Origin of the sequence: Micromonospora sp. NPDC005298 (assembly GCF_040607375.1) — a bacterium.
In the GTDB taxonomy this organism is placed as follows: domain Bacteria; phylum Actinomycetota; class Actinomycetes; order Mycobacteriales; family Micromonosporaceae; genus Micromonospora.
This window is the reverse complement of the sequence record NZ_JBEXGP010000001.1, coordinates 74,079-87,035: the sequence shown is the minus strand read 5'-3', so window position 1 is coordinate 87,035 and position 12,957 is coordinate 74,079. Positions and strand designations below refer to the sequence as shown.

Here is a 12,957-nt window from a genome sequence, read left to right as displayed (position 1 = left end):
GTCACTTGCGGGTGGAGATCACCTCGGGGTGGTTGAAGATGAACTCGGCCAGCTTGTCCTGCTTGATCGCCTGGAACATCGCCATGGTCTCCGGGCTCAACGCCTCGGCACCCGCGCCGTTGCTGTTGAAGGTGCCGTTGTTGGTCTTCAACATCGTCAGCTCGTTGGCGGTCACGCCGCGCATGGTGAAGATCAGGTCCTCGATCTTGGCGCCGCCGGTGTCCAGCACGAACGCCTTGCCGGCCGCCTTGATCAGCTGGTTCAGCTTCGCCGGATTGGTCAGCGTGCCGCCGTCGGTGGCCTTGCGGGCCATCGCCTTGATCAGCTGCTGCTGGTTCTGCTGGCGGTCGTAGTCGCCACCGGGCAACCCGTAGCGCTGCCGGGCGTAGTCGAGCGCCGCCCAGCCCTCCATCTCCTGGCAGCCCTTCTTGTGCACCACCGGGGTCATCCGCTTGCCGGTCTTCTTGGCGTCGGCGTTCCACATCGGCTTGCCGTCGACGAACGACATGTGCTTCGACTTGACCTCGTGGCTCACGCAGATCTTCACGGTGCCGAGGGTGTCGATGACGTTCTTGAAGCCGCCGAAGTTGATGATCGCCGCGCCGTCGAAGCTGACGCCGGTGAGCCGCTTGATGGTCTGCGCCATCAGCTGGGCGCCGCCCTCCCAGCCGCCGCCGTTGCGGGCGCCGGCCTGGAACGCTGCGTTGATCTTGTCGGTGCCGCCGGTGAAGCCGCTCGCCTTGAACGGAGGGATCTGCGCCTGCGTGTCCCGCGGGATGGAGATCAGGTACGCCTGGTCGTGCGAGGCCGGGATGTGCAGGATGATGATGCTGTCCGAGCGGACGTCGTCCGCGGCCCAGCGCTCGCGCGCGTCCACGCCGAGCAGCAGCATGTCGATCGGGCCGTCCAGGCTCGCCCCGCCCTCGGCGTCGGACTTGCCGGCCTCGCCCAGCAGGTTGCGCTGGGCGATGTCACCCGTCGCCTGCCCGATCAGCACCTTGCCGCCGACGATCGCCACCCCGCTGCTGAGCATCAGCACGGCACCGAAGATCACGGTCAAACGGGCCCAGAGGGGGTCCTTGCGTCGACTCCGCTTCTTCGCCGGCCCGCCACCGCCGGACCGGCCACCGCCACCGCCACCGTCGCCGGGCGGCCGCCCCCCCGTCCCGCCGGCCGAGCGGCCCGGCTGCACGGGTATGGACGCGGCGATCCGGCCGCTGGGGGCGGCGGACCCGGTGGACGAAGGGCGACGACTGGCCTGAACCGGCATTCGTGCTCCAGCTCGTGATCAGGAGGGGGCGGCACCACTGTACGTACATCGATTCGACTTGGCGAGTTCATCACTGGTCCATCCGGACGGCATTTCTCGCGTTTCGGTCTATCGTCGCTATTCGATGGACCGGCCGGTGGGCGTCCGATTACCCGCCGTCGCTGCCCTTCGGTGGGTTTGCCTTGACCCACTCCGCCATGGTGTCCGCCGCCATGGCCCGGTACATCGCCAACGCCTTCTCGCGGTCGGAGACCACCACCGACTCGCCGTTGATCGTGTCGCTGCCCGAGTTCGGGCTGGTCACGAAGGTGAGGTTCTGGCCGCGCAGATTGCGGAACTGCAGCGCCATGTCTGTAACCGAGAAACCCTGGTCCACGGTTACGGCCTTGGTCACCGACTGGAGGAAGTCGTTGAGCTTCTTCGGGTTCGCCAGCGTGCCGGTGCTGGCCGCCTTGTCCATCAACGCGCGGAGAAACTCCTGCTGGTGCCGCATGCGGGCGAAGTCGCCGTCCGGGAACTGCTTGCGCTGCCGGATCCAGTCCAGCGCCTCCGCGCCGTCCATGTGGTTGGTGCCCATGGTGAACGTCCGGTACGGCTTGTGGATCGAGGTGATGGTCCGCTCCACCTTCAGGTCCACGCCGCCGAGGGCGTCGGTGACCTCCTTGAAGCCACCGAAGTCGATCGCCATCACGTGGTCGATCCGGACGTCGGTGAAGCACTCCACGGTGCGTACCGCAAGCGGCAGCCCACCGAACGCGAACGCGGCGTTGATCTTCGCGCGCTGGCCGGAGCCGCAGTCCGCGCCGGCGCTCTCCGGGATCGGCACGTACAGGTCACGCGGGATGGAGACCAGGTACGCCTCCTGGTGGTCGGCCGGAATGTGCATCACGATGACCGTGTCGGCCCGCCACTGGCTCTTGCTGTCGACCGGGGCGTCCGGGTCCCGCGAGTCGCTACCCACCAGCAGGATGTTCAGCGCGCCCTCGACGGGCTTGACCGGACGACCTCCGGTGATCTCCGCGAACGGGTCGGTGCGGGCCAGGTCGGAGTCGAGGTTGCGGGCGTACAGCCACGCCCCGAGACCGCCCAGCAGGGCGAGCACCAGCACCGTCACGCCGGCGACCAGGCCGATCCGGCCCCAGCGTGGCCGAGGGCCGCGCCGACCCGAACCGCCGGTGCCGGCGGGCCCGCCGGGGCCCTTCGGCCCACCCGGCCCGCCCGGACGAGGCTGCTCGTCCTCGGGCGACGGGTACCAGCGTGCCTCGGTGGGACGGGCACGCCCGGAGGCGCCCCGGTCGGGGCCGGGCACCGAGGCGCGCCCGGCGCTGCGGCGCAGGTACGGGTGCGGAACGCCGGCAGACGATGTCGCTGACATGTAACTCAGGGTACGGAGTGGGAGCCACTGCCGCCTTCAGGCGACACTCAGCGATCGGCCGAGTGGCTACCCCAGCCGCGCCCGGAAGTACTCGATCGTGCGTCGCAGGCCGTCTTCGGGCGCCACGGTCGGCTCGTATCCGAGCAGTTCCCGGGCGAGAGTCAGGTCCGGGCGGCGCATCTCCGGGTCGTCCGCGCTGCGGGTGATGTAGGTCACCTGTGAGCTGCTGCCGGAGAGCGACACGATCAACTCGGCGAGTTGCCGCATGGTCAACTCGTGTTCGGTGCCGCAGTTGACCGGGCCGGTCTCGGTCGAGTCGAGCAGCAGCAGGATGCCGCGCACCAGATCCTCGACGAAGCAGATGGACCGGGTCTGGTTGCCGGTGCCGTGCACGGTGATCGGCTCGCCGCGCAGCGCCTGGGAGATGAAGGTGGGGATGGCCCGGCCGTCGTCCGGGCGCATCCGCGGGCCGTACGTGTTGAAGATCCGGACGATGGCCGCGTCGAGCCCGCGGTAGCGGTGGTACGCCATGGTGGCCGCCTCGGAGAACCGCTTCGCCTCGTCGTAGACGCTGCGTACCCCGATGGGGTTGACGTTGCCCCAGTAGGTCTCGCGCTGCGGGTGCTCCTTCGGGTCCCCGTACGCCTCGGAGGTGGAGGCCATCAGGAATCGGGCGCCGTCGGCGACCGCGCGGTCCAGCAGGTGCAGGGTGCCCACCGAGCCGACCCGCAGGATCTCCACCGGCAGTTGGGCGAAGTCGGTGGGGCTGGCCGGCGAGGCCATGTGCAGGATCGCGTCGAACCGCTCGGCGAGCGCCGGGTGGTGGGTCGGCAGTCCGTCGGAGATGTCCGCCTCGACCAGGGTGAAGGTGGGGCGGTCGAGCAGGTGGGCGACGTTCTCCTTGGAGCCGGTGACGAAGTTGTCCAGGGCCACCACCGTGCAACCGCGGGCGATCAGGGCGTCCACCAGGTGCGACGGGACGAAACCGGCGCCGCCGGTGACGAGGACGCGGTGACCGGGACCGAAGCGCTCAGCAACCTTCATGCGGGTCAGCCTACCGATCCCAATTTGCAAGGAAGGGCCCCCTATTAACGCCTGGCGTTAATAGGGGGCCCTTCCTTACCGCGGCGGATCAGTGGGCGCCCGAACCGGTGAGGGCGCGCACCTCCAGCTCCGCGTACTTCGCCTCGTCGTTCTCCTTCGAGATCAACGTGCCGATCCATCCGCACAGGAAACCGAACGGGATGGAGAGGATGCCCGGGTTGGACAGCGGGAACCACTGCCAGTCGTGGTCCGGGAACATCGAGGTCGCCGCGCCCGAGACCACCGGCGAGAAGAACACCAGCAGTACGGACGAGAGCAGGCCACCGTAGATCGCCCACACCGCGCCGGAGGTGTTGAACCGTCGCCAGAACAGGCTGTAGAGGATCGCCGGCAGGTTGCCCGAGGCGGCGACGGCGAACGCCAACGCCACCAGGAACGCCACGTTCAGGTTCTGCGCGTAGATCGACAACAGGATGGAGATCGCGCCGATCACCAGGGCGGAGATCCGGGCGACCCGTACCTCCTGACGTTCGGACGCCTCGCCCCTCTTCATGACGTTCGCGTAGAAGTCGTGCGCCAGGCTGGACGAGGAGGCCAGGGTCAACCCGGCGACCACCGCCAGGATGGTGGCGAAGGCGACCGCCGCGATGATCGCCAGCAGGGCGGCACCACCCAGGTCGCCGCCGAGGAAGTCGATGCCGAGCGCCTCGGCCAGCTGCGGCGCCGCCGTGTTGCCGGCCTTGTCCTGCTCGGTGATCGCCTTGCTGCCCACCAGTGCCGCCGCGCCGAAGCCGAGGGCCAGGGTGAGCAGGTAGAAGGTGCCGATGATGCCGATCGCCCAGAGCACGCTCTTGCGGGCCGCCCTGGCGGTCGGCACGGTGTAGAAGCGGATCAGGATGTGCGGCAGGCCGGCGGTGCCGAGCACCAGGGCGATGCCCAGCGACAGCAGGTCGACCTTGTTGTAGAAGGTCTGTGTCGCGTTGCCGGCCACTTCGACGCCGTACCGCAGACCTGGTTCGAGGAAGGCGCTGCCCTTGCCGGAGGAGGCGGCGGCGTCACCGAGCAGCGACGACAGGTTGAACTTGTACTTCGCCAGCACCAGCAGGGTCATCAGCAGCGCGCCGCTCATCAGCAGGAACGCCTTGACGATCTGCACGTAGGTGGTGCCCTTCATGCCACCCACGGTCACGTAGACGATCATCAGGGCGCCGACCATGATGATGGTGGCCACCTTCGCGGTCGCCGCGTCCATCCCGAGGAACGTCGTCCCCGGCTTGATGCCGAGCAGCAGCGCGACAAGCGCGCCAGCGCCCACCATCTGGGCCAGCAGGTAGAAGATCGACACCGTGATGGTGGAGACCGCCGCCGCCGTACGCACCGGACGCTGACGCATCCGGAAGGCGAGCACGTCGGCCATCGTGTACCGGCCCGAGTTGCGCAGCAGCTCCGCCACCAGCAGCAGGGCAACCAGCCAGGCGACCAGGAAGCCGATCGAGTAGAGGAAGCCGTCGTAGCCGTAGAGCGCGATGATGCCGGCGATGCCGAGGAAGGAGGCGGCCGACATGTAGTCGCCGCCGATCGCCATGCCGTTCTGGAAGGCGGAGAACGACCGGCCACCGGCGTAGAAGTCGGTCGCCGTCTTCGTCTGCCGGCTGGCCCAGATGGTGATGGCCAGGGTCACCGCCACGAACACCAGGAACAGCGTGATGGTCAGGTTGCGGGCGGTGTGGTTGCCCGCCTCGGCAGCGAGCAGATCAGCCGCGTGGACCGTTGTCATGGGTCACCTCCCCGATCTCGGCGCGGATCCGGTCGGCGACCGGGTCGATCTTCCGGTCGGCGAACCGGGAGTACAGCCAGGCGATCAGGAACGTGGAGACGAACTGGAGCAGGCCGAAGATGAGCGCGACGTTGATGTTGCTGCCGAACAGCTTCGTGCCCATGAAGTCCCGGGCGTACGCGGAGAGAATGACGTAGAGCGCATACCACAGGAAGAACGCGACGGTCATCGGGAAGACGAAGCCGCGCAGCGCACGCCGCAGCCCGGCGAACTCGTCCGACCGTTGTACGGCCAGGTACTTGTCCGACTGGGAAGCGGTCGGAGCGGGTGTGTCCGTGGACATCTGTGGATCACCACCTTCACAGGCGTCAGAGGAGTTTCGCGCACGGTAGAGAGCGCACTCCTCGCCCGGGAAGGCTGAGATCGACACCGGTCGCCGAGTGCGCCGAACGGTTGACTCGCTGCGCCAAGTGACCCAGATCACCCCGGTGACCGGTCGATCCGGTCGAGCCCGCTCAGCCCGGCAGCTCGTGGTAGCGACCCCGGTAGTGCAGCAACGGCGACGTGTCCTCGGCCAGGTCGACCGCCTCGATGGTGGCCTCCACAAGCAGGGCCCAGCCGTACTCCCGCGCGCTGTCCAGCCGGCAACCCACCCAGCCGCCGGCGTCCCCCGGCACCGGCCCGTACGGCGTGTCGGTCCACGTCCCGGTGGCGAAGAGGCCACCCGGGGAGGGGAACAGCCCGGCGAACCTGTCGGCGAGCTGCCGGTGCGGCGGGCCGAGCGGCGCGACCGCGAACCGTCCCGCGTCCTCGGCGGCGGCCCACAGGTCGGACTCCGCGTCGATGAGGCCGAGCAGTCGGTCCGGTTCGCCCTCGGCGACCAGGGTGGACGACACGGTCAGCCCTGCCGGACCCGGCGCGGTCCAGAGCGTTACCGGTGCGGCGAGACGACCGCGCAGCCGCCGTGCCGGTGACCGCTGCCCGGTCGGTACCGCGAACGGGTCGGTGTGGTGGATCTCGGCACCCGGCTCATGATTCACGTGAAACATTGTGCCGCCCCGACCACGTGCCCAACCCAGGAAGCGCTCGTGCAGGTCGGCGGGTCGCCCGTTGAGCCGGGCGAGCTGGTCGCCGGCCTCGGCCATCAGAGCGCCCAGGTAGACAAGCAGCCCCACGCGGTCGTGCCGGTACTCGGCGAGCAACGCCAGCCGCGCCGGCTGGCACGGCCAGGGCGCGCCGCAACCCCGACACCGCCAGAGCGGTCGCATCGGCAGGTGCGGCCGGCTCACCAGCGGCGTCCGTCGGGCCGGAGTGGCGGGACCGGCGTACCCGGGCCGGCGGTCGGAGGGCGATGGCCCGGTGCTCGATATGACCGTGAGTCATATTTATACCTGTGTGTCATGTCGCTCGCGGTGCCGCGCGTCACCAACGGTCGCCGTTCGCGCGCCACGTCCGCGCCGGGGTGAGCCGGCCGGCCCGGCCCGGTTGCGGCAGGGCCGCCGTCGGCCCGTCAGTCGGCCAGAGCGGCCCGGTGGGCACGCCCGGCGGCCTCTCCGCGCCCGGCACGGCCGCCTGCACCGCCGGCTTCCCTCTCCGGTACGACCACCGCGCCCCGTTCCCGCCCCGGACGAACCCGAACATGGCTGATCTCCTCCCGTCGACGAGGGCCGCCCCGATCGGGGGATGACCGGGGCGGCCCGACGCAGGACCCGGTCGCCGGGACGTCGCCTCCACCGGCCGGGCCGCGCGTCCTCCACCCTGGACGGAAGGGGCCGGACAGGGGAGGATTACAGGGCTTACTACGCAGCGCAGTCGCGTACTTACCGGAGAGGTAAGGATGAACGTCGAAATGTGGGTACGGGCGTTGAAGGCCGCTCGGGCCGGTGCCGAGATGTCCCAGGAGGCGTTGGCGACGGCCACCCGGTGGAGTCCCTCCACGGTGGCGGCCATCGAAACCGGCCGACGCCGGCCGACCATGGAGTTCGCGGTCGCCGCCGACGAAGCCCTGTCGACCGGCGGCCTCCTCGCCGAACTGTTGAGGGCCGCCGATCGCCAGCGGTTGCCGACCTGGTTCGTGCCGTGGCGCGCCCATGAGGAGCAGGCGATCCGGCTCTGCGAATTCGAACCGTGCCTTATTCCGGGGCTCCTGCAAACCGAGGACTATGCCCGAGCGGTCATTTCCGCCGGTGGCCTGAATCCCACCACTGTGGTCGACGAGTTGGTCGCGGTTCGGATGGACCGGCAGCAGTTGTGGCAGCGGGCAGAATCGACACAATGCGTCTTCGTCCTGGACGAGACGGCTCTGCGCCGCCCGGTCGGCGGGCCGGCGGTGTTGGACGCCCAGCTCGGTCGGCTGATGGAACTCGCCGCGCTGCCGAGCGTCAGACTGCACGTCGTGCCGCTCGACGCCGGAGCCCATGTCGGGTTGACCGGCGGCTTTCTGCTCGCCGAACTGCCGGATGGTGAACGGGTCACCTATGTCGAGGATGTTGCTCGGGGACACGTCATCGACGACCCGGACGTCGTGCGTCTGATTGGTCGGAAATGGGATAGCCTGCTCGGCGAGGCGCTGTCCACGGGCGCCTCGCTGGATCTGATCCGGAAGCTGAAGGTGACGCCATGACTGATCCTCAACCACGCTGGCGGACGTCGACCAGGTCCGGCGACACAGGCGGCGCCTGCGTCGAGGTGGCGGACAACCTGCCCGGTGTGGTGCTGGTCCGGGACAGCAAGGACCGCTCCGGTCCGGTCCTCACCTTCGCTCCGGCCGCGTGGCGCGGATTCCTCGCCGACGCTGCCCGTGCCCTCGGCCAGCGCGCGGGCTAGCGGCGCGGGGTGACGGTGGCCAGCAGTTCCGGCTGGCGGCGGTCCAGCACGTCGCCGGCCAGGTACGCGCCGAGCAGCGCCGTACCCAGTCCGTACGCGATGCCGACCGGCAGGGCCAGCCAGAGCCAGGCGTCGCCGAGCAGCGCCGCAGCCACCACCATCGGCACCGCCACGACCGCGGACGTGAACATGGCGACCAGGGTGAGCATCCCCTTCGCCACACCGGCGCCGCTGTTCATCGCGAACGGGTTGCTCGTCTCCGGCAGCGAGTACGCCCCGAGCACCGAGACGAAGCTGTTCACCGCCAGCCCCGCGCCGTAGGTCGCGATCAGGCTGCCGATCGTGAGCCCGATCCATCCCGGCCGGCCGAGCACCACCGACAGGACCACCGCGACGATCGCCAGCATCGGCAGCACGTACAGCGAGAAGGCCGTCATGCGGGCGCGCAGTTCCACCCGGCCCGGTACGCCGGCCACCACGTTCGCGGCGTACGCGCTGCCGTCGAAACCGAACTGGTTGGCCAGGGTGACCGAGGCGAGCACACCGACGAAGAGCATCGAGAGGGTGACCAGCACCGGTGAGGTGTCGCTGGCGCTCGTCGTCAGACCCTCCCCGCTCGCCAACCCGCCGCCACCAAGATTGATCATCACGGGTATGAAGATGCCGACCACGGCGATCGTGATCAGGTTCGCCCGACGGCGGGCGTCCCGCCACCAGTAGCGGGCCTCCCGGGCGACGAGCGCACCGAACCGGTCCCGGCGCACCCAGCCGGCGATTCGCGGGAACAGTTGGCCGACCGCGGCACCGGTAGCCCCGCGCCGGACTGGCGCCTTGCCGGCACTCGCCGCGCCCACCATCGCCGACTCCAGCGACCGCGACCACCAGAGCAGCAGGGCACCGATCGCCACCACGGTGATCAGCAGCTTGACCGGTGCGGCCCAGACCCGACCCTGCGCCACGTCGATGCCGGCAGTCCACGGCGCCCCGAACGGCGTCCAGCCGATGACCGTCGCCAACCCGGTCAGCCGGGTCCAGTCCGCCTCGCGGAGCGCCGCGAGGCCGAACACCTGCAACGGCCCGAGCAGCGCGGCGGCGACCGCCAGCAGCACGGCCGCGAGGTCGCGCACCCGACGCGAGCGCAGCATGGTGGCGAACGCGCTGGTCACCGCCCGGCTCGCGGCCACGCAGAGCAGCAGCCCACCGGCCACCCCGACCACGGCGACCAGGCCCGCGGACCAGCCGCCCAACGCCCACGCGGTGAGCACCAGCCCGAGCGACGCCACGAGCACCGCCAGCACCGGGACGCTGACCAGGGCCGCGGCGAACAGGCCGGTGACCAGCGTGCGCCGACTCAACGGCAGCAGCGCGAACCGGGCCGGGTCGAGCGTCTCGTCGACCCCGAAGAAGACCAACGGCAGCAGCAGCCAACCGAGCACCAGCAGACCGCCGCCGGCCGCCGCGACCAGCACCGCGTACCGGCCATTGCCCGCGATGCCGGGGGCGGCGAAGAGGAAGAAGCCGCTGACGGCGAACCAGAGGCCCACCAGCGCGCCGCCGATGAACAGGGCGATGCGCCAGCCCTGACCCCGGAAGCTGTTGCCCATCACCCGCAACTTGAGCCGTACGAAGTGCCGGGCGGAGACCCGCCGCTCCGGCGCGCTGGTCACCGGGAGAGCCATGACAACTCATCACCCGTCGCGGTGCGCCCGCCGACCACCTCGACGAAGACCTGCTCCAGCGAACGCTCCCCCCGTACCTCGGAGAGGGTGCCGACCCGTTTGATGGTGCCTCCGGCGAGGATCGCCACGTGCGAGCAGAGCCGCTCCACGACCTCCATCACGTGACTGGAGAAGACCACCGTGCCGCCGCCGGCCGCGTACCGGGTGAGGATGTCGCGGATCAGCGCGGCCGAGACCGGGTCGACCGCCTCGAACGGCTCGTCCAGCACCAGCAGCCGGGGACCGTGCAGCAGCGCGCAGGCGAGGCCGATCTTCTTCTTCATACCCGCCGAGTAGTCCACCACGAGCGTCCGGCCGGCGTCGCCGAGCGCCAGCACGTCCAGCAGCTCGGCGGCACGCTGGTCGACCACCGCCGGGTCCATCCCCCGCAACAACCCGTGGTACGCAAGCAGCTCCGCACCGGTCAGCCGGTCGAACAGTCGTACGCCGTCGGGCATCACGCCGAGCAGCCGCTTGGCGGTCAGCGGGTCCTGCCACACGTCGTGCCCGAGCACCCAGGCCGAGCCCGCGTCCGGCCGCAGCAACCCGACAGCCATCGACAGGGTGGTCGTCTTGCCGGCGCCGTTCGGGCCCAGCAGGCCGTAGAAGGAGCCGGCGGGGACGTCCAGGTCGACGCCCGCCACCGCGATCGTGCCGTCGAACCGTTTGGCCAGGCCACGCAGTGCGAGCGCGGGGTGCTCAACAGTCATGCGCCGACGTTATCCGCCGATCGCCAGTCCCGCCCTCCCGCGCCGGACGGACCCGCAATCCTCCCCGAGGCGGACCCCTCCGCGATCTCGCACTCTCTGTCCCGACATACAGGGCATCTCCCCCATATCGACAACCGAAACTGCAAGATCGACGGGGTGGGGTTGGGGGTTACTGCATGCGGAGGGCTTCGGGGGTGTGTAGGCGAAGCATGGTGGCGGCTACGTCGGCGGGGGCCCGTCTGCGGGTCATCATCGACACGGCGACCATCACGGTGAAGGCCAACGGCACCGTCCAGGCGGCCGGCTGCGCGATGAGCGTGGCCGGCCAGCCGGACAGCGGCGGGCCGAGCACGGTGACCAGCACCGCGCCGATGGCCGCGCCGCCGCCGACCACCACGCCGGCGGCGGCGCCCACGTCGGTCAGGCCGCGCCACCAGATGCCGAGCACCAGCAGCGGGCAGAAACTCGACGCGGCGACCGCGAAGGCCAGCCCGACCACCTGCGACACGTCCAGCCCGGAGACGTGCAGCGCCAGCACCGTCGGCACGGCGCCGGCGATCACCGTGGCCAGCCGGAAGCCGCGTACCGAGCCGCGACCCAGCACATCCGTGGAGATCACCCCGGCGACACTGGTCAACAGCCCCGACGAGGTGGACAGGAAGGCGGCGAACGCGCCCGCCGCGACCAGCGCGGCGAGCAGTTGACCGATCAGCCCGTCGCCGAGGACCGCGCCGGGCAGCAGCACCACCACCGCGTCGGTCTGCCCGCTGAGCAGCAGTTGCGGCGTGTAGATCCGGCCCAGCACGCCGTACAGGGTGGGCAGCAGGTAGAAGACGCCGACCAGGGCCAGCACGACCAGCGTGGTCCGGCGGGCCGCCGCACCGTCCGGGTTGGTGTAGAAGCGCACCAGCACGTGCGGCAACCCCATGGTGCCCAGGAAGGTGGCCAGGATCAGCGAGTACGTGCCGAACAGGCCCCGGTCGTCGTCACCGGCGGCGCTCGGCAGCAGCCAGTCGCCGGCCTCGGTGGCCACCCCCGAGACCGCCGGCACCGGATCACCGGCGGCGAAGGACAGTTCGTCGCCGGGGCGTACCTCCCGAATGTCACCGTCGGGAAGCGTGAGGGTCGCGCGGTGCTCGACCACGACGGTGGTCGCGGTCCGGAACGTCGGCCCGTCGGGCGGGGTCACCGCCGGGCGGCCGTCGGCCTGCCACTGCAACGCCAGGAAGATCACGGGTACGGCGAGAGCGGTCAGCTTCAGCCAGTACTGGAACGCCTGCACGAAGGTGATCGCCCGCATGCCGCCGAGCGCCACGTTCGCGGTGACCACGGCGGCCACCAGCAGGGCGCCGACGGGGTACGGGGAGCCGGCCACCGTGGCCAGCGTGAGCCCGGCGCCCTGGAGTTGCGGCACCAGGTACAACCAACCGATGAAGATCACGAAGGCGGTGGCGAGGATGCGCAGCCGACGGGACCCCAGCCGCAGCTCGCAGAAGTCCGGGAGGGTGAACGCGCCGGAGCGGCGCAGCGGCGCCGCCACGAACAGCAGCAGGGCCAGGTAGCCGGCGGCGAACCCGACCGGATACCAGAGCACGTCCACGCCGTACTTGAGGACCAGGCCGGCGATGCCGAGGAAGCTCGCCGCCGACAGGTACTCCCCGCCGATCGCGGCGGCGTTCCACGTCGGGCTGATCGCCCGCGACGCCACCAGGAAGTCGGAGGTGGTCCGGGCCAGCCGCAGCCCGTAGAAGCCGATCCCGACGGTGACCAGGGTGACCGCGACGATGGCCGCGACCACGAAGTCGTCTGCCACCTCAGCGCTCCGGCCGCTGTACCAGGTCGGTGAAGTCCTGCTCGTTGCGCTCGGCCAGCCGCACGTACGCCCAGCCCACCCCGATCAGGAACGGGAACGACGCCACGCCGAGCAGCAGCCACGGCAGGTTGACGCCGGCGACTGTGGTCCGGCCGAGCGCCGGCGCGATGGCGAACAACCACGGCAACCCGCCCAGCCCGATGACGACCACCAGCGAGAGCCGCAGCGCCAACGCGAGCTGCGCCCGGACCAGGCCCCGGACCAGGGCCTCGCCGACCTGCGTCTGCTGCGCCAACTCGGCGCGGGTCCGCTCGGCGCGGGTGTCCTGCCTGCTGATCTCGGCCAGCACGATCCGGGCCCGCCGGGGTGGCGGTACCGCGCCGCCCGACCCCACGTCAGGGAGTTGCATGGCCACCCCGGCAGT

General features: G+C 70.4%; 13 protein-coding genes. 2 read left to right on the top strand and 11 right to left on the bottom strand.

Features of this window, described 5'->3' with window-relative positions:
- Window position 1: 1 nt before the first annotated feature.
- From ABZS77_RS00455 to ABZS77_RS00425, 7 genes are all read right to left on the bottom strand, one after another.
- Window positions 2-1,054, bottom strand: coding sequence for an LCP family protein (locus ABZS77_RS00455; protein ID WP_354814903.1), 1,053 nt, complete (start codon window positions 1,052-1,054; stop codon window positions 2-4).
- 364 nt (window positions 1,055-1,418) lie between these two features.
- Window positions 1,419-2,645 (bottom strand): LCP family protein, encoded by a 1,227-nt coding sequence (locus ABZS77_RS00450; protein ID WP_354814900.1) that lies wholly within the window; start codon window positions 2,643-2,645, stop codon window positions 1,419-1,421.
- Window positions 2,646-2,711: 66 nt separating this feature from the next.
- On the bottom strand, window positions 2,712-3,689 hold the full coding sequence (locus ABZS77_RS00445; RefSeq protein WP_354814897.1) for an NAD-dependent epimerase/dehydratase family protein: 978 nt from the start codon (window positions 3,687-3,689) through the stop codon (window positions 2,712-2,714).
- Between the two features lie 88 nt (window positions 3,690-3,777).
- Window positions 3,778-5,466, bottom strand: a complete 1,689-nt coding sequence (locus ABZS77_RS00440) for a cation acetate symporter (RefSeq protein WP_354814894.1) — start codon at window positions 5,464-5,466, stop codon at window positions 3,778-3,780.
- Complete coding sequence (locus ABZS77_RS00435) at window positions 5,444-5,809, bottom strand: DUF485 domain-containing protein (protein ID WP_354814891.1); 366 nt, start codon at window positions 5,807-5,809, stop codon at window positions 5,444-5,446. Before ABZS77_RS00435 ends, ABZS77_RS00440 begins: the two co-directional genes overlap by 23 nt.
- Window positions 5,810-5,981: 172 nt before the next feature.
- Window positions 5,982-6,734 carry a flavin reductase family protein gene (locus tag ABZS77_RS00430; RefSeq protein WP_354817038.1) on the bottom strand — a complete coding sequence of 251 codons (753 nt, stop codon included), beginning with the start codon at window positions 6,732-6,734 and terminating at the stop codon, window positions 5,982-5,984.
- A 154-nt stretch (window positions 6,735-6,888) separates the two neighbouring features.
- A complete protein-coding gene (locus ABZS77_RS00425) occupies window positions 6,889-7,107 on the bottom strand; it encodes a hypothetical protein (RefSeq protein WP_354814889.1) in 219 nt (72 codons plus the stop codon).
- Window positions 7,108-7,303: 196 nt separating this feature from the next.
- Here ABZS77_RS00425 and ABZS77_RS00420 point away from each other — a divergent pair, with 196 nt between their 5' ends.
- Together ABZS77_RS00420 and ABZS77_RS00415 are read left to right on the top strand one after the other, a co-directional pair.
- Window positions 7,304-8,089 (top strand): helix-turn-helix transcriptional regulator, encoded by a 786-nt coding sequence (locus tag ABZS77_RS00420; protein WP_354814886.1) that lies wholly within the window; start codon window positions 7,304-7,306, stop codon window positions 8,087-8,089.
- Window positions 8,086-8,292: a DUF397 domain-containing protein gene (locus ABZS77_RS00415; protein ID WP_354814883.1), complete on the top strand. Its 207-nt coding sequence runs from the start codon at window positions 8,086-8,088 to the stop codon at window positions 8,290-8,292. Before ABZS77_RS00420 ends, ABZS77_RS00415 begins: the two co-directional genes overlap by 4 nt.
- Here the strand turns inward: ABZS77_RS00415 and ABZS77_RS00410 are convergent.
- The 4 genes from ABZS77_RS00410 to ABZS77_RS00395 all read right to left on the bottom strand — a co-directional run bounded on the left by ABZS77_RS00410 (window position 8,289) and on the right by ABZS77_RS00395 (window position 12,942).
- The gene (locus ABZS77_RS00410) at window positions 8,289-9,971 is read right to left on the bottom strand and encodes an ABC transporter permease (protein WP_354814880.1); all 1,683 of its coding nucleotides are present in this window, start codon (window positions 9,969-9,971) and stop codon (window positions 8,289-8,291) included. The genes ABZS77_RS00415 and ABZS77_RS00410 overlap by 4 nt on opposite strands.
- Window positions 9,956-10,720, bottom strand: coding sequence for an ABC transporter ATP-binding protein (locus ABZS77_RS00405; protein ID WP_354814877.1), 765 nt, complete (start codon window positions 10,718-10,720; stop codon window positions 9,956-9,958). The genes ABZS77_RS00410 and ABZS77_RS00405 overlap by 16 nt, the downstream gene beginning before the upstream one ends.
- A gap of 169 nt (window positions 10,721-10,889) precedes the next feature.
- Window positions 10,890-12,533 (bottom strand): cation acetate symporter, encoded by a 1,644-nt coding sequence (locus ABZS77_RS00400; RefSeq protein WP_354814874.1) that lies wholly within the window; start codon window positions 12,531-12,533, stop codon window positions 10,890-10,892.
- Window position 12,534: 1 nt separating this feature from the next.
- Window positions 12,535-12,942 (bottom strand): hypothetical protein, encoded by a 408-nt coding sequence (locus tag ABZS77_RS00395; RefSeq protein WP_354817035.1) that lies wholly within the window; start codon window positions 12,940-12,942, stop codon window positions 12,535-12,537.
- Window positions 12,943-12,957 lie beyond the last annotated feature (15 nt).

Coding starts and splice junctions, on each gene's coding strand:
- ABZS77_RS00450 (WP_354814900.1), bottom strand. CDS start 2,645: ATGTCAGCGACATCGTCTGCCGGCGTTCCGCACCCGTACCTGCGCCGC.
- ABZS77_RS00445 (WP_354814897.1), bottom strand. CDS start 3,689: ATGAAGGTTGCTGAGCGCTTCGGTCCCGGTCACCGCGTCCTCGTCACC.
- ABZS77_RS00440 (WP_354814894.1), bottom strand. CDS start 5,466: ATGACAACGGTCCACGCGGCTGATCTGCTCGCTGCCGAGGCGGGCAAC.
- ABZS77_RS00435 (WP_354814891.1), bottom strand. CDS start 5,809: ATGTCCACGGACACACCCGCTCCGACCGCTTCCCAGTCGGACAAGTAC.
- ABZS77_RS00430 (WP_354817038.1), bottom strand. CDS start 6,734: ATGCGACCGCTCTGGCGGTGTCGGGGTTGCGGCGCGCCCTGGCCGTGC.
- ABZS77_RS00425 (WP_354814889.1), bottom strand. CDS start 7,107: ATGTTCGGGTTCGTCCGGGGCGGGAACGGGGCGCGGTGGTCGTACCGG.
- ABZS77_RS00420 (WP_354814886.1), top strand. CDS start 7,304: ATGAACGTCGAAATGTGGGTACGGGCGTTGAAGGCCGCTCGGGCCGGT.
- ABZS77_RS00415 (WP_354814883.1), top strand. CDS start 8,086: ATGACTGATCCTCAACCACGCTGGCGGACGTCGACCAGGTCCGGCGAC.
- ABZS77_RS00410 (WP_354814880.1), bottom strand. CDS start 9,971: ATGGCTCTCCCGGTGACCAGCGCGCCGGAGCGGCGGGTCTCCGCCCGG.
- ABZS77_RS00405 (WP_354814877.1), bottom strand. CDS start 10,720: ATGACTGTTGAGCACCCCGCGCTCGCACTGCGTGGCCTGGCCAAACGG.
- ABZS77_RS00395 (WP_354817035.1), bottom strand. CDS start 12,942: ATGCAACTCCCTGACGTGGGGTCGGGCGGCGCGGTACCGCCACCCCGG.